General features: G+C 68.7%; 17 protein-coding genes, 1 tRNA gene and 1 pseudogene. 5 read left to right on the top strand and 14 right to left on the bottom strand.

Features of this window, described 5'->3' with window-relative positions; translation table 11 throughout:
• Positions 1–17: 17 nt before the first annotated feature.
• The 10 genes from P6281_RS11445 to P6281_RS11400 form a co-directional block, all read right to left on the bottom strand.
• Positions 18–251 (bottom strand): MbtH family protein, encoded by a 234-nt coding sequence (locus P6281_RS11445; RefSeq protein WP_008256233.1) that lies wholly within the window; start codon positions 249–251, stop codon positions 18–20.
• A gap of 214 nt (positions 252–465) precedes the next feature.
• The gene (locus P6281_RS11440; RefSeq protein WP_324738886.1) at positions 466–717 is read right to left on the bottom strand and encodes a hypothetical protein; all 252 of its coding nucleotides are present in this window, start codon (positions 715–717) and stop codon (positions 466–468) included.
• Positions 718–737: 20 nt separating this feature from the next.
• On the bottom strand, positions 738–3,371 hold the full coding sequence (locus P6281_RS11435) for a helix-turn-helix transcriptional regulator (protein WP_324738885.1): 2,634 nt from the start codon (positions 3,369–3,371) through the stop codon (positions 738–740).
• Positions 3,372–3,833: 462 nt separating this feature from the next.
• Positions 3,834–6,491, bottom strand: coding sequence for a helix-turn-helix transcriptional regulator (locus P6281_RS11430; RefSeq protein ID WP_014380012.1), 2,658 nt, complete (start codon positions 6,489–6,491; stop codon positions 3,834–3,836).
• 549 nt (positions 6,492–7,040) lie between these two features.
• Positions 7,041–8,276 (bottom strand): cysteine--1-D-myo-inosityl 2-amino-2-deoxy-alpha-D-glucopyranoside ligase, encoded by a 1,236-nt coding sequence (mshC, locus tag P6281_RS11425; protein ID WP_008256229.1) that lies wholly within the window; start codon positions 8,274–8,276, stop codon positions 7,041–7,043.
• A gap of 163 nt (positions 8,277–8,439) precedes the next feature.
• On the bottom strand, positions 8,440–9,207 hold the full coding sequence (locus tag P6281_RS11420; protein WP_085976493.1) for a 3'(2'),5'-bisphosphate nucleotidase CysQ: 768 nt from the start codon (positions 9,205–9,207) through the stop codon (positions 8,440–8,442).
• A gap of 75 nt (positions 9,208–9,282) precedes the next feature.
• The gene (locus P6281_RS11415) at positions 9,283–10,098 is read right to left on the bottom strand and encodes an SCO1664 family protein (protein WP_263646723.1); all 816 of its coding nucleotides are present in this window, start codon (positions 10,096–10,098) and stop codon (positions 9,283–9,285) included.
• Positions 10,082–10,669 carry a DUF3090 domain-containing protein gene (locus P6281_RS11410; RefSeq protein ID WP_008256222.1) on the bottom strand — a complete coding sequence of 196 codons (588 nt, stop codon included), beginning with the start codon at positions 10,667–10,669 and terminating at the stop codon, positions 10,082–10,084. Before P6281_RS11410 ends, P6281_RS11415 begins: the two co-directional genes overlap by 17 nt.
• 61 nt (positions 10,670–10,730) lie before the next feature.
• Entirely contained in the window at positions 10,731–11,483 is a 753-nt protein-coding gene (locus P6281_RS11405) for a histidine phosphatase family protein (protein WP_041784961.1), read from the bottom strand.
• A gap of 74 nt (positions 11,484–11,557) precedes the next feature.
• Positions 11,558–11,860, bottom strand: coding sequence for a hypothetical protein (locus P6281_RS11400; protein WP_014384579.1), 303 nt, complete (start codon positions 11,858–11,860; stop codon positions 11,558–11,560).
• A gap of 136 nt (positions 11,861–11,996) precedes the next feature.
• On the opposite strand from P6281_RS11400, the gene P6281_RS11395 reads away from it, so the two are divergent.
• Genes P6281_RS11395 through P6281_RS11385 form a run of 3 tightly spaced genes read left to right on the top strand, consistent with a single transcriptional unit; the run spans position 11,997 to position 14,400 of the window.
• Positions 11,997–13,037: a YncE family protein gene (locus P6281_RS11395; RefSeq protein WP_225336872.1), complete on the top strand. Its 1,041-nt coding sequence runs from the start codon at positions 11,997–11,999 to the stop codon at positions 13,035–13,037.
• Positions 13,034–13,303: a DUF5703 family protein gene (locus P6281_RS11390; protein WP_008256210.1), complete on the top strand. Its 270-nt coding sequence runs from the start codon at positions 13,034–13,036 to the stop codon at positions 13,301–13,303. Before P6281_RS11395 ends, P6281_RS11390 begins: the two co-directional genes overlap by 4 nt.
• A 32-nt stretch (positions 13,304–13,335) precedes the next feature.
• The gene (locus P6281_RS11385) at positions 13,336–14,400 is read left to right on the top strand and encodes a quinone-dependent dihydroorotate dehydrogenase (RefSeq protein WP_162137764.1); all 1,065 of its coding nucleotides are present in this window, start codon (positions 13,336–13,338) and stop codon (positions 14,398–14,400) included.
• A 2-nt stretch (positions 14,401–14,402) separates the two neighbouring features.
• On the opposite strand, the gene P6281_RS11380 is transcribed toward P6281_RS11385, so the two are convergent.
• Together P6281_RS11380 and P6281_RS11375 are read right to left on the bottom strand one after the other, a co-directional pair.
• Complete coding sequence (locus P6281_RS11380) at positions 14,403–14,933, bottom strand: YbhB/YbcL family Raf kinase inhibitor-like protein (protein ID WP_014380005.1); 531 nt, start codon at positions 14,931–14,933, stop codon at positions 14,403–14,405.
• Between the two features lie 36 nt (positions 14,934–14,969).
• Positions 14,970–16,343, bottom strand: a complete 1,374-nt coding sequence (locus P6281_RS11375; protein ID WP_268819585.1) for a M20/M25/M40 family metallo-hydrolase — start codon at positions 16,341–16,343, stop codon at positions 14,970–14,972.
• A gap of 112 nt (positions 16,344–16,455) precedes the next feature.
• Between P6281_RS11375 and P6281_RS11370 the strand changes: the two genes are divergently transcribed.
• Positions 16,456–16,541, top strand: a tRNA-Leu gene (locus P6281_RS11370).
• A 196-nt stretch (positions 16,542–16,737) separates the two neighbouring features.
• Positions 16,738–17,421 (top strand): annotated as a pseudogene (locus P6281_RS11365) (phosphoribosyltransferase); the annotation flags it as partial.
• Between the two features lie 3 nt (positions 17,422–17,424).
• On the opposite strand, the gene P6281_RS11360 reads toward P6281_RS11365, so the two are convergent.
• The gene (locus P6281_RS11360) at positions 17,425–17,763 is read right to left on the bottom strand and encodes a phage holin family protein (RefSeq protein ID WP_202377292.1); all 339 of its coding nucleotides are present in this window, start codon (positions 17,761–17,763) and stop codon (positions 17,425–17,427) included.
• A gap of 92 nt (positions 17,764–17,855) precedes the next feature.
• A complete protein-coding gene (gene wag31, locus P6281_RS11355; RefSeq protein ID WP_008256153.1) occupies positions 17,856–18,653 on the bottom strand; it encodes a DivIVA-like cell division protein Wag31 in 798 nt (265 codons plus the stop codon).
• Positions 18,654–18,828: the final 175 nt, after the last annotated feature.

Raw genomic sequence — 18,828 nt, 5'->3', positions numbered from 1 at the left:
CGGATTCCCTTTGCCGTCTACCTGTCAGAAGCCTGGCGCGCTGCCGCCAGCCTGTTCCGCAGCGTCTTCGGCCGGATATCGGGCCAGTTCTGTTCGATGTACTCCAGGCACGCGGCGCGATCCGCTTCGCCATAAACCGTCTGCCAGCCGGCCGGAATATCGGCGAACGCAGGCCATAGGCTGTGCTGCTCTTCGTCGTTGATCAAGACGAAAAAGCTGCAAGTGTCGTCGTCGAACGGATTGGTACTCACCGGGCCTCCAAACGTCGTTGTCGCATGGGTCGCGCACTTCACTGCACGTGCTGTTTTGGACCGGGCGCCAGGGGGCTTGACCCAGCATCGGTCTCGACATGACCGGGAGCGTATGGGTTTCAATCCTGTTGTCGGCCTTATCAAGCCGGGTAGCGTAGTCCGGACGCGCACATAGAGTGGTGAGCGCGATTTGCGAGAGTGACCGTTGGTAGCGTCAGGCAGAGTTCGCCGAGAATTCGCGTGGTAGCGCGGATTTGATTCTGCTGCAGCGTGTTTCGCGATATTGCTGCCTTTGTTGTTCGGCGAAGACGCGGGCGCCGGCCTGTGTTGACGGCCGCAGGGAGAGACAGAGGGGCGTGCCGCAGACGACGGGCCACGGCTCCCCCGCGGCGATGGACCCGCAAATGCGGCAGCCGGGCCGGGAAAGGTCGGCTTGAGCGGCCAGCGCGGCCTGTTCGATGGCCATCCGCCGGCGCGGAACCGTCGTCATGACGTGCTCGAATCGTCGTCGTGCGTCGCGGACCAATCCAGGTTCAGTAGCTGAACGAGCTGGTCGCGATTGTTGACGCCGAGTTTGGTGAAAAGCCGGTACAGGTGCCCCTCGACGGTGCGCACCGAAATAACCAGCCGGTCGGCGATCTGACGATTGGACAATCCGGCCGCGACCAGCAGCACGATCTGACGTTCACGCCCACTGAACGGGAGGGGGCGCGCCGCGGCCTCGAGCGCCGGTGTACGCACGCCGCACTGGCCCGCCAAAGCATGGGCCCAGCTCGACGACTCGACCTCCTTGCGCCGCTCGCCGCGCCGGGCATGCTCGCCGGCCGCCTGGGCCGACGCGTCGGCGGCAAAAGCCAACGCACCGAGATCGGCGAATTTGTGCGCGGCGACATCGAGCAGATCACCGTCGTGCTGCGCCAGACCGCGGGCTTGGTCAGCGACCGCCTGCGCCGATGGAGAGCCCAGCATTCGGGCGAGCTCATCCACCCGGGTGGCCTGTGACCGGTCCCCGAAGCGAACGGCGGCATGGCGCGCCCGCATCTCCGCCACGTGCATCCCGGCCGCTCGCGCGATCTGCGCCGCCTGCATCGCATGCGATTGGGCGGCCGTCGTGTCGCCGGCGGCTGCCCGCTCCCAGGCCCGGGCCAGCTCGAGTTCGGGCAAAAACACCCCGACGTGGGGTCCATACGTTTCCTCCGCACGCCGTAACGCCGCGACGGCCGCCGCGCCGTCGCCCCGCGCCCCCTCGGCCTGGGCCAGCAGGGCAGCCACCACCAGTAGCCACGGCGACGGAAAGCCTTGGGACAGCTGCGAAATGGACCGGTCAAGTGTGGCGCACGCCGACGACAGCTCGCCGCGGCTCACCTGCACGAGCCCGAGCATGGCGTCAACCATGGCCTTCGCCGCGGGGAGACCGGTGGCCAGCGCGGCGTAGCGCCTATGGATTCGGTCGGCCGCCGGGTAGTCGCCGGCCGCGGTCGCGACCATGACCTCGGCCATTCCGATGGCGAATCGCTGCGCGCCCGCCCTGCAGAGTGCCGTCGCGCGCACACCGGCAGCGGCGATGCGGCTGACTTCGGAAAAGCGCCCGGCCGCCATCAAGGCGCCGCATGTCGCGACGGCCGCCCACACGGTCGCCATCGGCACTACGTCGGCCTCGCACAGACGCGGCCCGAGCTCGATCGTCGTCTCAATGTCGCCGCAGAAGAACCCGATTGATATCTCCAGCGCGGCGAGCAGCTGGAGGGCGCCCTCGGCCACGAGGCGCTGCCTCGCCTCGGCCACTACGCGCGTCGCGGTTTCGGCGTCACCGCAACCCCACGCCAAGTTGGCGGCGCGCAGGCAGCCCCACCGCGCGATCAGCCAGTCGTCGGCGTCACTGAGGTCGACGTCCAGCAGAATGGATTCGGCCTCCTCGCCGCGCCCCTGCCAACTCACCGCCTCGGCAAGCACCAGAGCGGCCGGCAGGCCACCACCGCGTTCGACCGCGAACTTGGCCAGTTCCTCACCAAGCGCCACGTTCGACATCGCCAGTGCGCTGGCCGCCGCATCGATGACCACCTCTAGGTCGGGCTCCAGGTCGCTGCGCAACATGAACTGAGCCAACCGGATTCGGCCTCGCGGATCGGCGAAGTGCGAGCGCCGCCCGCCCGCCCTCAGGTGCCTCCGAAGGGTTTTCGCCAGGATGCCGTTGAGCTGCCGCGAGCGCACTATCCCCGCGTGGCGGGTGGCCGCTTCACCGAGCATGGGGTGATTGAGTTGCGCCAGGGTGTGGGTTCCGTCGGCGACCAACTGGATCAGACCACGACGCTCGAGGTTTGCCATCGCGTCGGCATCGCAGATGTCGCGCAGGATCTCCCACTCCAACACCTCGGCGATGGCCAAGACCTCGACCACCTCCAACTCCTCTGGAGTCAGCGACTGCAACCGGAATTCCAAAGCGTCGCGCAGTTCGCGATCCGCCCGCAGCGGGCCTTGTAGTTGCCAGCCATGCTCGGCGTGAACCAAGGTCCCGCTTTCGCGGCCGGCCGTCAGAAAGCCCCGCAGTAGCAACGGGTTGCCGGCGCTGCGCTCGAACAACTCGTCGACCAGTCGCGGGTCGACCGGACCACCCAGAACCGTGCCGGCCAATAGCTCGGTCTGCTCGCGCGTAAACGGGTCGATGTGAACGGTCAACAACAGGCGCTCTTTCAGCAACACCGTCAACGCGTCCAGCACCGGCTCACCGGATCGGATCGTCACGATCAACCGCGCGCCGCCGCCGGCCGCAAGCTGATTGACCAAGGTGGCCGACAGCGGATCGAGCAGCTGCGCGTCGTCGACCACCACCACCAGGTTCTTGTCCTGGCTCAGGGTGTTATGGGCGGCGGCCAGCATGATTGCCGGTTCATGCCCCACCCCGAGGCTCACCGCGCGCGAAAAGGCGCCCAGCGGCACGGCCCAGCCCGTTTGGGTGCCCAGTGCAAATCGCACCGTGCGCCCGGCCGACTCCACCGTCTTCGCGAGCATGCGCGCCAAGGTCGACTTGCCCACGCCACTGTCGCCGATCAGCGCCACACCGTGGAAGTCCCCGTTGTTCAGCGCGGCCAGCGACCGGCGCAACTCCGCATCGCGTCCCACGATGGGCCACGTCGACCCATTTGCCCTCTGTGTCAAACGATGTATCTCCCCGCTCCCCCCAGCCGGCGACGTCGCGGCCAGACTGCTGCTGGTCCGTGACGGGCGCGAGCCAGTGCCGTTGTCGTCCACCGGACGACGCCCTGGGCCGCCGCTACACAAACCCGGACCGCGCGCCCGCCAGATAAAGCCTGAAGGCGTCCAACGAAGTCGAGGCCGGCGCCAACGGCTCCGATGCGCGTCGGTCCTCGACTGTCGGCGACTCCCACGGCGAGGCCGTCTCTGCGGGTACGGACGGGCCGACATCGTGATTAACGATCGCGACCGCGTGCTTGCGACTGCCACTCATGTGCCGGAGGGTATGGTCCCTCGAGCAGGCATCGCCGGAATCCGGACACAAGTCGAGTGGTGCGCGCCTGGAGATCGAGTGGCGGCCCGTCGAATCGATCGGTTGCCGACGAAGACTCAGCCGGTCCGCGGGTGATCGTGGCGCTCGTAACGCAGCGACTCGTCGCCGCGACGTGACAACTCGCTTCGCATGGACGGCTCCCTGCGCATCAGGCAGATGAGCTGCTCGCGAGTGTTGATCCCGAGTTTGGCGAAAAGCCGATACAGGTGTCCCTCCACCGTGCGCACCGAGATGACCAACTGGTCGGCGATCTGCCGGTTGGACAAACCGGCCGCGACCAGCATGACGATCTGGCGCTCACGGCCGCTGAAGGGAAGTGGGCGTGCCGCGCTCTCGACCGCCGGTGTGTGCAACTCGCAATGGCTCGCCAAAGCGTGCGCCCGGGTCGACGACTCAAATTTCTTGCCGCGATCGCCTCGGCGGCCATGCTCGCCCGCCGCCTGCGCCCACGCGTCCGCGGCAAGCGCCAATGCGCCGAGATCAGCGAACCGACCCGCAGCGGCATCGAGCAGGGCACCGTCGTGTTTCGCCAGAGCGCAGGCATGGTCGGCGACCGCCGCGGCCAACGGGGTGTTCAGGATACGAGCGAGTTTCTCCAGCGGCGTGGCCTGCGAGGGATCGCCGAAGCGCACGGCCGTGTGGCGTGCCCGCATCTCCACCGCATGCATCTTGGCCGCTCGCGCGATCTGCGCCGCTTGCGTCGCGTGCGCTTGGGCGGCCGACGTGTCACCGGCAGCTGCCCGTTCCCAGGCCCGGGCGAGCTCGAGTTCGGGCAGGAACACCGCGACATGCGGTCCGTAGTTTTTCTCCGCTCGCCGCAGCGCCGCGGCGGCCGCCGCACTGTCGCCCCGCGCCCCCTCGGCCTGGGCATGGAGGGCGGCCACCACGATCAGCCACGGCGACGGAAACCCCTGGGCGAATACCGCAGTGGCATTGGTGAATACAGCGCACGCTGACGCCAGCTCACCGCGGGCTACCTGCACCAGCCCGAGCATCGCGTCGACCATGGCCTCCGCGGCAAGAAGGCCGGCGGCCATCGCGGCGTAACGCTCGTAGATCTGCTCCGCCGCCCGATAGTCGCCGGCGGCCGTCGCCGCCATGACCTCGGCCATGCCGATGTTGAATCGATGCGGTCCCAATCCGCACAGCTCGGCCGCGCGCGCCCCGATGGCCGCCAAGCGGGGAACCTCGGAAAACCGCCCGGCTCCCGCCAACGCACAACATGTCGGGAAAACCGCCCACACGGTCGCCATCGGCAGTGCATCGGGTTGGCATAGGCCCGGCCCGAGTTCGATCGTCGTCTCTACGTCGCCACGGAAGTACGCCATGGAGACCTCCAGCCCGTTGATGAGGCGGAGGCACAACTCGGACGAGACAAGCTTTTTCACGTCATCGAGTACCTGGGTGGCGGATTCGACGTCCCCGCAACCCCAGTACAAGTTGGCAGCGCGCAGGCAGCCCCACCGCGCGATCAGCCACTCGTCGCCGCCGTCGGGCTCGGCGTCGACGAGCACGGCGTCGGCCTCCTCGCCGCGCCCCTGCCAGCTCACCGCCTCGGCGAGCACCAGAGCGGCCGGCAGACCGCCGCCGCGATCGACCGCGAACCTCGCCAACTCCTCGCCCAACCCCACATTCGACATCGCCAGCGCGTCCATCCCCGCCTTGATGACCATCTCCAGGTCGGGCTGTAGGTCGCTTCGCATCATGAACTGGGCCAGCCGAATTCGTCCCTGTGGGCCGGGCAACCCCGGCAGCCGGCTCCCTGCCCGCTGCTGCTTTTGAAGGGCTCGCGCCAATTCGCCGTTGAGTTCCCGGATGCGCACCATCCCGGCGTGGCGGGTCGCCGCTTCACCAAGCATCGGGTTGTTCAACTGCGCCAGAGCGTGGGATCCGTCGGCGACCAACTGGATCAGACCACGACGCTCCAGGTTCGCCATCGCGTCGGCATCGCAGATCTCCCGCAGGACCTCCCACCCCAGCACCTCGCCGGTGGCCAAGATCTCCACGACCTCCAGCTCCGCTGGGGTCAGCGAGCGCAGCTGAAACTCCAGAACGTCGTAAAGTTCGCGATCTGCGCGCAGCGGGCCTTGGAGTTGCCAGCCGTGTTCGCCCTGAACCAGGGCCCCATTTTCGCGGCCGGCGGTCAGAAATCCGCGTAGGAGCAACAGGTTTCCCGCACTGCGCTCCGACAACTCGTCGACCAAGCGTGGGTCGACCGGACCACCCAGGACCGCACAGGCCAATAGCTCGGTTTGCTCGCGCGTGAACGGATCGATGTGAACGGTCAGCAACAGGCGCTCTTTCAACAATGCGGTCACCGCGTCCAAGACCGAATCGCCGGACCGGATGGTCACGATCAACTTCGCGCTGCGGCCGGCCGCAAGCTGATTGACGAAGGTGGCCGACAGCGGATCGAGCAGCTGCGCGTCGTCGACCACCACCACCAGGTTCTTGTCCTGGCTCAAGGTGTGATGCGCGGCGGCCAGCATGATCGCCGGCTCGTGTGCCACCCCAAGGCTCACCGCGCGAGAAAACGCACCCAACGGCACAGCACGACCCGTTTGAGTGCCCAGCGCAAATCGCACCGTGCGCCCCGCCGACTCCACCGTCTTGGCCAGCATCCGCGCCAGCGTCGACTTGCCCACGCCACTGTCGCCGACCAACGCGACGCCTTGGAACTCGCCGTTACTGAGCGCCCCCAGCGATCGTCGCAACTCGACATCGCGCCCAACTACAGGCCACGCTGACCCCTTACCCCCGTGCATCTGAAGCCCTACTTAATTCAAGGGCGCAGTGCGCGTATTTCGTGCATACATATCAGGCAGCTTCCGTGGGTTCGGTCGTAACTCTCCATCGGGGCCGGCACGGCCCAGCGGTAGCCGCCACACGTTGTTTGTGCCGCCGACTACGATCGCGACTTGCCGGTCAGCCTCGCCGTCTGCCCGATATCCACCGAGCTGACCCGCTCCTCGTACGCGCGGGACCTCACCCCTCTAGAACCAGTATTACTTGAAATATACTCGGGTAGGCCGCGGACAGCAAATTATTTTCTACCCCTCAATTCACACATATGTAAATTAAATATGCTGATTGTACAGCTGTTTCATAAGTTTGCCGGGGCACCGGCCGAGGCCCCCTCAGCAAACTCATAGGAACGGCTTGAATCGGCTCAAGCGCCGTCCGCGGATGCATGACTTTCGCGTCGACTCCGCTAGAGGTTGCAGAACGTGCGAGCGGTTTTCCTCGCGATAGGTTTACCGCGACTACAGGGCCACGCCCAGGAGCGCATCGACCGCGGTCGCCACCAAGCGGGGCGCCTCGGCGTCGTGGCCACCGTACTCGAGCGCATCGGTTGACCAACCATCAAGCGCCGCAAGCGCTTTGGGCGTGTCGAGGTCGTCGGCCAGATATTGGCGCACCCGCGCGATCACGTCGGCGGCGTCGGGGCCGGTCGGGAGCGCGGTCGCGGTGCGCCAGCGCTGCAGCCGGGCGACGGCCTCGTCGAGCACCTGCTGGCTCCAGTACCGGTCGCCGCGGTAGTGGCCGGCCAGCAGGCCCAGCCGGATGGCCGCCGCCTCGACGCCTTGGGCGCGCAGCGTCGACACCAGCACCAGGTTGCCGCGGCTCTTGGACATCTTGTGCCCGTCCCAGCCGATCATCCCGGCGTGCACGTAGTGGCGCGCGAATCGCCTTTCGCCGCGGACACATTCGGCGTGCGCGGCGGTGAATTCGTGGTGCGGAAAGATCAGGTCGCTGCCCCCGCCCTGAATGTCCAGGCCGCTGCCGATGCGGCTGAGGGCGATCGCCGCGCACTCGACGTGCCAGCCGGGCCGTCCGTCGCCGAACGGCGAGGGCCAGCTGGGCTCCCCGGGCCGCGCCGCCCGCCATAGCAGGGCGTCGAGCTGATCGGTCTTGCCGGGCCGCTGCGGGTCGCCGCCGCGCTCGGAGAACAAGCGCAGCATGGTTTCTCGGTCATAGCCCGACTCGTAGCCGAACTGGGGCGTGGCGTCGGCGCGGTAGTAGATGTCGGGGTATTCGCCCTCGACGACGTAGGCCGCCCCGGACGCCAGCATCTTCTCGACCAGCTCGACGACCTCGGCGATCGCCTCGGTCGCCCCGACGTACTCGCGGGGTGCCAGCATGCGCAGCGCGGTCATGTCCTCACGGAACAGCGACACCTCGCGCTGCGCCAGCTCCCGCCAGTCGATGCCGTCGCGCTCGGCGCGCTCCAGCAGAGGGTCGTCGACGTCGGTGACGTTCTGGACGTAGTGGACGTCGTGGCCGAGATCCAGCCATTGGCGGTAGATGAGATCGAACGCCAGATAGGTTGCGGCGTGGCCCAGGTGGGTCGCGTCGTACGGGGTGATGCCGCAGACGTACATCGTGGCGGTCGACCCGGACGCCACGGGGCGCACCTGCCGGTCAGAGGTGTCATACAGCCGAAGCTCCGGGCCGCGCCCCGCCAATACGGGGACCTGTGGGGAAGACCACGACTGCATGGCAATCAGCCTAAGCGCGTCGACGAAGCGGCCCGCGCAGTGGGCCGCGGAGGAGCCGCGCAATCAGCCCCAGCGCGTCGACGATGCGGCCCGCGCAGTGGGCCGCGGAGGAGGCGCGCAATCAGCACAGCGCGTCGACGAAGCTGCCCGGAATCGCCCACCCTTAGCGCCAGGCGTCGCGGATGGCTCCCAGCAGGATCGGGGCCAGCTCGGCGCGGCACATGACGAAGTCGGGCAGGTACGGGTCGAGCTGGTTGTAGCGCATCGGCGATCCGTCGAGCCGCGAGGCGTGCATCCCGGCGGCCATCACCACCCCGGCCGGGGCGGCCGAGTCCCACTCCCACTGGCCGCCGGCGTGCACGTAGGCGTCGACGTCGCCGTCGATGATGGCCATCGCCTTGGCGCCCGCCGAGCCGATCGCGACCGGCTGAATGGGCAGCGTCTGCCGCATCCGGTGCAGGACCGCCGGGGGCCGGGTGGCGCTGACGGCGATGCGGATGGTGTCGGTGACGCCGGCGCGGGCGGCGCCGGCCGTCACGGTGTCGCTGCGGTAGACGATGTTGCCACGCGCGGGCAATGACACCGCCGCGTCGGTGATCTCGCGTTGGCCATCGCTGGGTCGCTGCCACAGCGCGATGTGGACCGCCCAGTCGTCGCGGCCCGGCGTGGAGAACTCGCGGGTGCCGTCCAGCGGGTCGATGATCCACACCCGGTCGTGCTGCAGCCGGGACAGGTCGTCGTAGGCCTCCTCGCTGAGCACCGCGTCGCCGGGCCGCTCGACGCGCAGCCGCCGCAGGATCAGGTCGTTCGCCAGGCTGTCACCCGCGTCGCCCAGCGCCCAGGGATAGCCGAACCCGACCTCGTCGCGGACCTTGAGCAATAACTCCCCCGCTTCGGCGGCGAGATCGGCGGCCAGCGCGGCATCGGTCATCTCGTCCGACTCGTCGTCGGGGGCATGGCTCACCGGTTCAGTATCGCCGACGCCGTGCCGCGCTTGCGATCACCGCTAGAAAGCCGGCCACGGGATCGGGCGATGCCGGTTGGGTCCCGGCATCACCGGATTGTCCAGCAGCGCGTGCGCGCGCATGCGCAGCGCGGCGATCTCCGCGGACGTGATGTGCTCGGCCAGTTCGTCGCCGAACGAGCCGGTGAGGGCCTCGGCGAGGCCGGCGACGGCCTTGCACGTCTGACTGTCGATCGGCTTGCCGGCCCACCCCCACAGCACGGTCCGCAGCTTGTCCTCGACGTGCAGGCACACACCGTGGTCGACCCCGAAGATGTGGCCGTCGAGGTCGCGCAGGACGTGGCCGCCCTTGCGGTCGGCGTTGTTGACCAGCACGTCGAACACCGCCATCCGCCATAGGCGAATGTCGTCGGCGTGCATCAACACGACCTCGTCGCCGGCGTAGTCGTAGGCGCGCAGCACCGGCAGGTAGCCGGGCTGGGCCTTGCCCGCGGGAAACAGGTCGACCAGATCCGGGCCCGGCCGCGGCTCGGTGTCCACCGTGTCGCCGGGTTGCTGCACCCACTGCTGCAACATGCCCGGGCCCGCCGGCCCGTGGCGAATGATCGTGTAGGGCACGATGTTCCAGCCCAACTGCGCCGACACCAGGTATGCGGCCCGCTCGCGGCCGGCCAGCGTTCCGTCGGGAAAGTCCCATAGCGGCGCCTCGCCGGCGACCGGCTTGTAGACGCAGTGCACCGCGCGCTCGTCGAGCGTAGATTCGCACAGGAAGGTGGCGTTGCTGGCCGAGCGGATCCGTCCGATGACCGTCAGCTCGCCGTTGCGCAACACCTCATGGTCGTCACACCTCGGGGTCATCGTCAGACCCGAGAAGCGCATTGCGCCGATAGCCGTTGGCGCGCGCGCAGATATGTCCCTCCGGGTCCAACGGTTCGTCGCACAGCGGGCACGGCGGACGCCCGGCCGAGATCACCCGGTTGGAGCGGCTGGCGAACTGCCGCGCCGACTCCGGCGTCAGGAACACCCGCACCGCGTCGGGACCCTCCTCGGTGTCGTCGAGCACCACCGACGCATCGAACTCGGCGTCGGTGACGGCCAGCAGCTCGACCACCACGGTCTGGGCCTCCGAATCCCAGCCCAGACCCATGGTCCCGACCCGGAACTCGGCGTCCACGGGCGTGATCAACGGCTTGAGGTCCTCGACCTCGGCGGGCTCGGGCGGAACCGGCGTGCCGAACCGGCGATTCACCTCGAGCAACAGCGCGCCGATGCGTTCGGCCAGTACGGCAACCTGCTGCTTTTCCAGGATCACCGACACCACGCGCGCGTCGTGCACCGCCTGGATGTAGAACGTGCGATTTCCGGGCTGGCCAACGGTCCCGGCCACGAAGCGGTCGGGGGTGCGGAAGACGTGAATTGCGCGGGACATGGCACCTCCAAAATACCGGCTGTTGCCGTCGCCGTGCGATCCGATAGTGGTGGCAGTCGAATTAATCCGTCGAACCGCCGACCACGGCGTCGCTGGACGGGACTCCGGCGGCCGGTGGTGCCTGCGCCTCGCCGTTGGGCTGCCCGTCGGTTTCCGCCTTTGCCTCTTCCTTCGGCTGCGGTCCGGCCCGCAGTGCGGCGGACAGCCGCGCGCCGGTGTGGTTGACGTGCAACACAAACGGGCGCAGTTCGGTGTACCGGATCACACTGACCGACGCCGGGTCGGCGGTGACGCGCTGGAACCCGTCCAGGTGTATGCCGTACGCGTCGGCGATCACCGCCTTGATGACATCACCGTGGGTGCAAGCGACCCACAGCGCGTCGCCACCGTGCTCCGAGGCCAGCCGGCGGTCGTGCTCGCGGACGGCGGCGACCGCCCGGGCCTGCACCTGCGCCAGGCCCTCGCCGCCGGGAAAGACCGCCGCGCTGGGATGGGCCTGCACGACCTTCCACAACCGCTCGCTCACCAGCTCGGCGATCTTGCGGCCCGTCCATTCCCCGTAGTCCACTTCGGCGAGCCGGTCTTCGACGAGCGGCGCGAGACACAGCGCGTCGGCCAGTGGTTCGAGGGTGCGACGGCAGCGCAACAGCGGCGAGGTGATCAACTCGCGGATCGGCAGATCACCGATCCGGTCGATCAGCGCGGCGGCTTGCTCGCGGCCCTTGTCGTCGAGGTCGACGCCCTCCGAACGTCCGGCGAGGATGCCGGCGGTGTTCGAACTGGATCGGCCGTGTCGCAGCAGAATGACGGTCATGTCGACCACGACGCTACCCGGTAGGAGGCCCCGAGACCGCAGCTGAGTGGCCCGACGCCGGCGACGCGCGCGGCCTAGCGGGAAACCGGCTCCGCGTGCGCCACGGAGTCGCGCACCGCCGCGCTCAGGCTGCGCTCGTCGGTGAGGTCGATATCGACCAGGCTGCGGACTGCGGTGGCGACCACCTCGTCGGCCTGCGGAACGGGCCCGGCCAGGCGTGGCCGGTAAACTTCCACGACAAGTGATCGGTTCTCGATGTGGAACGAGAAACTTCGCCCATCACCGACTTGTCCGTATCCGCTAGCGAAAATACCTGTCGACATGTCTTCGACAGCAAACTCTTCCTGCGTCATATGACGGTCAGCGGTGACGGCCATGAGCCGACGATACCTCGCCGGTCCGGCCAGACGCGGGCAGCATGGCCCTGTGGGACCGACCTCGTTCCTTAGAATTTGTGTTCCACCGCCGCACCACGAGGGAAAGCACTTGCTGTCACAACCATGGCGCCACAAGCTGGCAGCTCAAGGCGGTGTGTTGAGCCTCGCGGTTTTGCTCGGTGCGACGGTCGGTTGCTCGTCGAATCCGCTCGCCGGCGCGCCGCGCACCATCGAACCCGCGGCGGCGGCCGTGTCGCCGCCGCCGTCGCAGTCGCCGGCCGGCGCGGTGCGGCCGCTGCCCGCCCATGCCGCCGCGGCGGTGTTCGATGCCGGCACCCGCCGGCTGGCGGTCCTGGCGCCGGGCAGCGACCCGGCAGCGCCGGGCAGCATCACCGTTTTCGGTGAGGCGCAGGCCCCGCCGCGCGTCGTCGACCTGCCGGGGCCGGCCAGCGCGTTGACCGACGACGGCCAGGGCACCGCCTATCTGGCCGCGCGCGGCGGCTACTTCGCGGTCGACCTGTCCACCGGCCACACGGCGCAGGTGAGCGTGAGCGACGCGGCCCAGACCGAGTTCACCGCGGTGGCGCGACGCGCCGACGGCCGGCTCGTGTTGGGCAGCGCCGACGGCGCCGTCTACACCCTCGCCTCCCCCAAGCCGGGCGCGGTGAGCGCCGCGAGCGTCGCCAGTCGCAACAAGGTCTTCGCGCGCGTCGATTGTCTTGTCACACAAGGCGATACGACGGTGGTGCTGGATCGCGGGCAGACGTCGGTGACGACGATCGACGCCGACGGCCACGTCCAGCAGGCCCTGCGTGCCGGCCGGGGCGCCACCACCATGGCCGCCGACGCGCTGGGCCGCGTTCTGGTCGCCGACACCCGCGGCGGTCAGCTGCTGGTCTACGGCGTGGACCCGCTGATCCTGCGGCAGGCCTACCCGGTGTCGCAGGCGCCCTACGGCCTGGCGGGTTCCCGCGCGTTAGCCTGGGTTTCGCAGACCGTTTCCAATATCGTCATTGGTTACGACCTGTCCACCGGAATCCCCGTCGAAAAGGTGCGCTACCCGACCGTGCAGCAACCCAACTCACTGGCCTTCGACGAAGCGTCGGACACCTTGTACGTGGTGTCGGGATCCGGTGCGGGAGTTCAGGTCATCGATCACGCGGCGGGTAGGCGTTGACCGCGGCGCGGCACAGCCGCCTGCCCGCGGGCTGGGACACCGAGATGTCCGACGAATACGAATGGGTGCCGCTGCGCCTACCCCCGGAAGTGACCCGGGTCAGCGCGTCGACCCGATTGTCCATCGAGGCCGAATACCGCGGCTGGGAGTTGACCAGGGTGCGGCTCTACAACGACGGCAGCAGACGAGTGTTGTTGCGCCGCAAGAAGTCTCGCCTGGACGGTACCGGTTACGAGGGGCGGCGGCCCGACCAGCCGCAACTGTGACACCCGACCGGCCACGCGCGGGCGGCCACCGGCTGTACGGCCTGCTGCGGCAGCTGTTTTTCGTGATCCCGCCCGAGCGCATTCACACGCTGGTCTTCGGCTTCCTGCGCGGCGTCACGGCCGTCGCCTGGGCGCGCCGGGCCTTGCGCCGGTTGCTGGCCCCGACCGATCCGGCGCTGGCCAGCACCGTGTTCGGGGTGTGTTTCCCGGGTCCGCTGGGCCTGGCGGCCGGCTTCGACAAGGACGGACTGGGCGTACTCACCTGGGGCGCGCTGGGTTTCGGGCATGCCGAGGTCGGAACCGTCACCGCCCACCCGCAGGCCGGCAACCCGGCCCCCCGCATGTTCCGGCTGCCCGCCGACCGGGCCCTGCTCAACCGGATGGGCTTCAACAACCTCGGCGCCGGCGCGCTCGCGATGCGGCTCGCGCGCCAGCGGCCGGAGGTGCCGATCGGGGTCAACATCGGCAAGACGAAGGCAACGCCGGCCGATCAGGCAGTCGACGACTACCGGGCGAGCGCGCGGCTGGTGGGTCCGCTGGCCTCCTACCTGGTGGTCAACGTCAGCTCGCCGAACACCCCGGGGCTGCGCGACCTGCAGGCGGTCGAGTCGCTGCGGCCCATCCTGTCGGCCGTGCTCGCCGAGACGACCACACCGGTGCTGGTGAAGATCGCGCCGGACCTCTCCGATGCCGATGTGGACGCCATCGCGGACCTGGCGGTCGAGCTGGGCCTGGCCGGCATCGTCGCCACCAACACCACGATCTCGCGGCAGGGTTTGCGGACGCCCGGCGTCGACGAGCTGGGCGCTGGCGGCATCTCCGGGCCGCCGGTGGCGCGCCGCGCGGTCGAGGTCCTGCGCCGGCTCTACGGCCGGGTCGGCGACCGCCTGGTGTTGATCAGCGTCGGCGGCATCGAAAACGCCGACGACGCCTGGGAGCGGATCACCGCGGGCGCCTCGCTGCTGCAGGGCTACACCGGCTTCATCTACGGAGGAGGCTTGTGGGCCAAGCAGATTCACGACGGCGTCGCCCGGCGGCTGCACGACGGGGGGTTCGCCTCGCTTAGTGAGGCGGTCGGCGCGGCGGCTCGGGGCTGAGCCTACTTCTGTTCGTAGGTGGCGTGGATGACCGCGCGGGCGATGGCGTGCTGGAACAGGTTGAACCCGAGGAAGGCCGGGCTGGCGTCCTCGGGCAGATCCAGCTTGTCGGTGTCCACGGCGTGCACGGCGATGTAGTAGCGATGCGGGCCGTGCCCGGCCGGCGGCGCGGCGCCGAGGTAGCGGCGCAGCCCGGCGTCGTTGACCAGCGTGAGCGCGTCACCGGGCAGGTTGCTGCCGTCGCCGGCGCCCTCGGCCAGCTCGGTGACGTCGGCGGGCAGGTTCGCGACCGCCCAGTGCCAGAACCCGGAGGCCGTCGGCGCGTCGGGGTCATAGACGGTGACGGCGAAACTGCGGGTCCCTTCCGGGAATCCCGACCAGCTCAGCTGGGGGCTGACGTCCTCACCACCGGCGCCCATGATGCCGCTGACCTGGGGCTTGGCCAGGGGCTGACCGTCGGTGACCGATTGCGAGGTCAACGTGAACGTCGGCAGCTTGGGCAGCGATGCGTATGGGTCGGGCGCAGTGCTCATGGCGGTCCTCTCGGGTGATCGGCTTGCGTTCGTCAACTAGCAGTGGGTCAGGAAGTGGGTCAGCACGTCGGTGCCGAACCGCAACGCGTCGATGGGTACCCGTTCATCGACGCCGTGGAACAGCGCGGTGAAATCCAGGTCCGGCGGCAACCGCAGCGGGCTGAAGCCGAAACAGCGAATACCCAAGCGCGCGAAGGATTTCGCGTCGGTACCACCGGAGAGCATATACGGCACGGTGCGGGCGTCCGGGTCGAGCGCCAGCACGGCGGCGTTCATCGCGTCGACGAGGTCACCGTCGAAGCTGGTCTCATAGGACGAGAAGTCCTTGATCCATTCGCGGGTCACGTCCGGCCCGAGCAGCTCGTCGATCTCGGCCTCGAACGCCTCCTTGCGACCGGGCAGGATCCGGCAGTCCACCACCGCCTCGGCGATCGCCGGGACGACGTTGGCCTTGTACCCGGCCTTGAGCATCGTGGGGTTGGCGGTGTCGTGCAGCACGGCCTTGAGCATGCGGGCCATCGGACCCAGCTTCTCGACCGCTCCCCGCAGGTCGCCCGACTCGGTGTCGAAGGTCAGCCCGGTTTCCTCGCTGACGGCCGCGAGGAACTGCGCGACGGTGTCGGTCAGCACCAGCGGAAACTGGTGCCGGCCCAGCCGGGCGACGGCCTCGGCGACGGCCGTGACGGCGTTCTGGTCGTGCACCATCGATCCGTGACCGGCGGGGCCACGGGCGGTGAGCCGCATCCACGACAGCCCCTTTTCGGCCGTCTCGATCAGGTAGAGCCGACGTTCTCCCCCGTCGCGGCGCGGCACGGTCAGCGAGAACCCGCCCACCTCGCCGATCGCCTCGGTGACCCCGTCGAACAGATCCGGCCGGTTGTCGACCAGCCACTGCGCCCCGAAGGTGCCGCCGTGCTCTTCGTCGGCGATGAACGCGAAGACCAGGTCGCGCGGGGGGACGATGCCGGCCCGCTTCAACTGCCGGGCCACCACGATCATCATCCCGACCATGTCCTTCATGTCGATCGCCCCGCGGCCCCAGACAAAGCCGTCTTTGACCGCGCCGGAGAACGGGTGCACGCTCCACTCCGTGGGCTCGGCCGGCACCACGTCGAGGTGCCCGTGGATGAGCAGGCCACCGCGTGAGGGGTCGGCGCCGGGCAGGCGGACGAAGACGTTGCCGCGGCCGGGGGCGCCGGATTCGACATATTGCGGGGCGTAGCCGACCTCGGCGAGCTGCTCGGCGACCCATTGGGCGCACTCGGCCTCGCCCTTGGTGGTCTCGGGTTCGCCGGTGTTGGTGGTGTCGAACCGGATCAGCTTGCTGACCACCTCGACGACGTCGTCACTCGGGTTGGTCGGCTCCTCGGTCGCCCCGCTCTGAATGGTCACAACCCCCTTTCCTACCATTGCCGCGGCCGGACGGCCCGATGCCGAGCATCGCGGCGTCCCGAGGAGTCGGATTGGGTTCGCGGCAGGCAATCCGATAGCCTTAGCTGCCAACCCATGCTGGTTTGGCCTTGTCCGAGTGGCGGAATGGCAGACGCGCTAGCTTGAGGTGCTAGTGCCCTACTAATGGGCGTGGGGGTTCAAGTCCCCCCTCGGACACACGACTGAGCCGAATGGAATGAATGCTCGCATTCATTCCTGAGCCGATGGACCATGTTGAGCGGCGAAGCCGCGATCACACCGATGCTGCGCCGCCGGCCAAATCCAATCGCCTTCCCGCGCAACCGTATTGCGCTTGCGCCGGCCGTCCCACCGAACATGCACCGCCGAAGTGAGCTTTCCCACGTAGGCTGGTATACGACCAATGAATCGACCGAACGGCTTTCTCCGGCGAACGGCGACGCGCAACTTCCGTGACCGCCGCGAGGCCGGTCGCGCGCTGGCCGAGGAACTGACGTCCTACCGTGGGCGCGACGTGCTGGTGTTCGGGCTGGCGCGCGGCGGCGTGCCGGTGGCCTGGGAGATCGCCGCGGCCCTGGGCGCCCCCTTGGACGTGTTCCTGGTGCGCAAGCTCGGGGTGCCGAACTGGTCGGAGCTGGCGATGGGCGCCCTGGCCAGCGGTGGCGGCCTGGTGATGAACGACGACGTCGTGGCCAGCTTGCGCGTCACCGATGAGCAGGTGCGCGAGGTGATCGACAGCGAGACCACCGAACTGCTCCGGCGCGAGCACGCCTACCGGGGCGGCCGGCCGATCGCCGACCCGCGCGACCGGGTCGTGATCCTGGCCGACGACGGGATCGCCACCGGCGCCAGCATGTTGGCCGCCGTGCGAGCGGTGCGCGCCGCGGGGCCGGAATCAATCACCGTCGCGGTCCCGGTGGGGCCGGAGTCCGCCTGCCGCGACCTGGCGCGGGAGGCCGATGACGTGGTGTGCGCGACGATGCCGCCCGGATTCGAAGCCGTCGGGCAGGTCTACGACGATTTTCATCAGGTCAGCGACGACGAGGTGCGCGAACTGCTCGCCACGCCGACGGCCTGAGCGTTACTTGGCGGACTCGTCGCCGCGGCCCTCGGCCGCGACGCTGGATTCCCCCGTCGGCTCGGGCCCGTCGGTGACCGCCTCCTCTTCGCCCTCGGCGGAAGCCTCCTCGGGATAGTCCACGTAGTCGTCCTCGTCGGGACGGGCCTCACCCGCATCCTGGTCTTCGGCACCACCGGGCTCGCGGTGCTGGCGCTCGCGCAAGGCGTCGAGGATCAACAGGACCACACCCACCACGCTGGCGGCGATGCACAGCCAGGCGACCAGCTCGTTGCTCGTGACGACGGCGAACACCAACGCGACGAGCCCGATCAGGGCCAATACCAGCGCAATGACGAGCATCGGGCATCCTCCAGGCGACGAGCGGGACTGCGGTGTTCAGGACCTAGTGTGCCAACCCCGAGCTCGGCGAGCGTCCGGCACAGCTGAAAACGCTAGTTGTTGCCCCGGTTGAATTGGTCGAACCCGCCGGCATCGGCGCTGGAGTCCACGGGGGCCGCCGACCCGCGCTGGCCGAGTTCCTCGAGCTGAGACTCCAGGTAGGTCTTGAGCCGGGTCCGGTATTCGCGCTCGAAGGTGCGGAGCTGTTCGAGGCGACCCTCCAGGACCGTGCGCTGCTGGTTGATGGTGCCCATGATCTCGGAATGCTTGCGTTCGGCGTCGGCCTGCAGGGCGTCGGCCTTCTCCTGGGCCTGGCGCAACTGGGTCTCCGAGCGGGTCTGCGCGTCCGCCAACATCGCGTCGGCGCGCTGCCGGGCCTCGGCGACCGTGGTCTCGGCGGTGCTGCGGGCCTCGCTGAGGATCTGGTCGGCGTTGGCGCGGGCGTCGGACAGCATCTTCTCCGACTCGGCCTGCGCGGTGCTGGTGAGCCGGTCGGCGGTGTCCTGGGCCAGGCTCAGCACCCGAGCGGCCTTCATGGCCTGTTCCTCGTTGTTGACCGCGGCGGCCGGCGCGGCCGCGGCCTTGACGGGCTCGGGCTCGGGCTCGCGGACCGGAATGGCCTGCGTGGGCGCGGCGGCCGCGGCCGGGGCGGCGGCCCCGCCGCCGGAGGCCAGCTCCTGGTCGAGCTCTTCAATCCGTTGGCGCAGATCGCTGTTCTCTTCGATGAGTCGCGTCAGCTCGGCTTCCACCAGATCGAGGAAGGCATCCACCTCGTCTTCGTTGTAGCCCCGCTTGCCGATCGGTGGCTTACTGAACGCCACATTGTGGACGTCGGCTGGTGTAAGCGGCATTGTTTCGTCCCCTCAAGTTCCTGTCGAACGTTCTGGAAAGTGTAGAACGCAGTGGTAGCCGTGGTGCAACTGCCGTCCATCCTGTCACACCAGGCGCGACGGTTGCTGATTAGCCCAATAAATAAGAGCCAATTTCAAACATTGAGGCCAATAAAATCCGAAACCTTAGAAATTT

Origin of the sequence: Mycobacterium sp. 5-140-3-2 (genome assembly GCF_035666375.1) — a bacterium.
GTDB classification, from domain to species: domain Bacteria; phylum Actinomycetota; class Actinomycetes; order Mycobacteriales; family Mycobacteriaceae; genus Mycobacterium; species Mycobacterium intracellulare.
The sequence above is the reverse complement of the archived record's forward strand: the minus strand, read 5'-3'. Positions and strand labels throughout refer to the sequence as shown.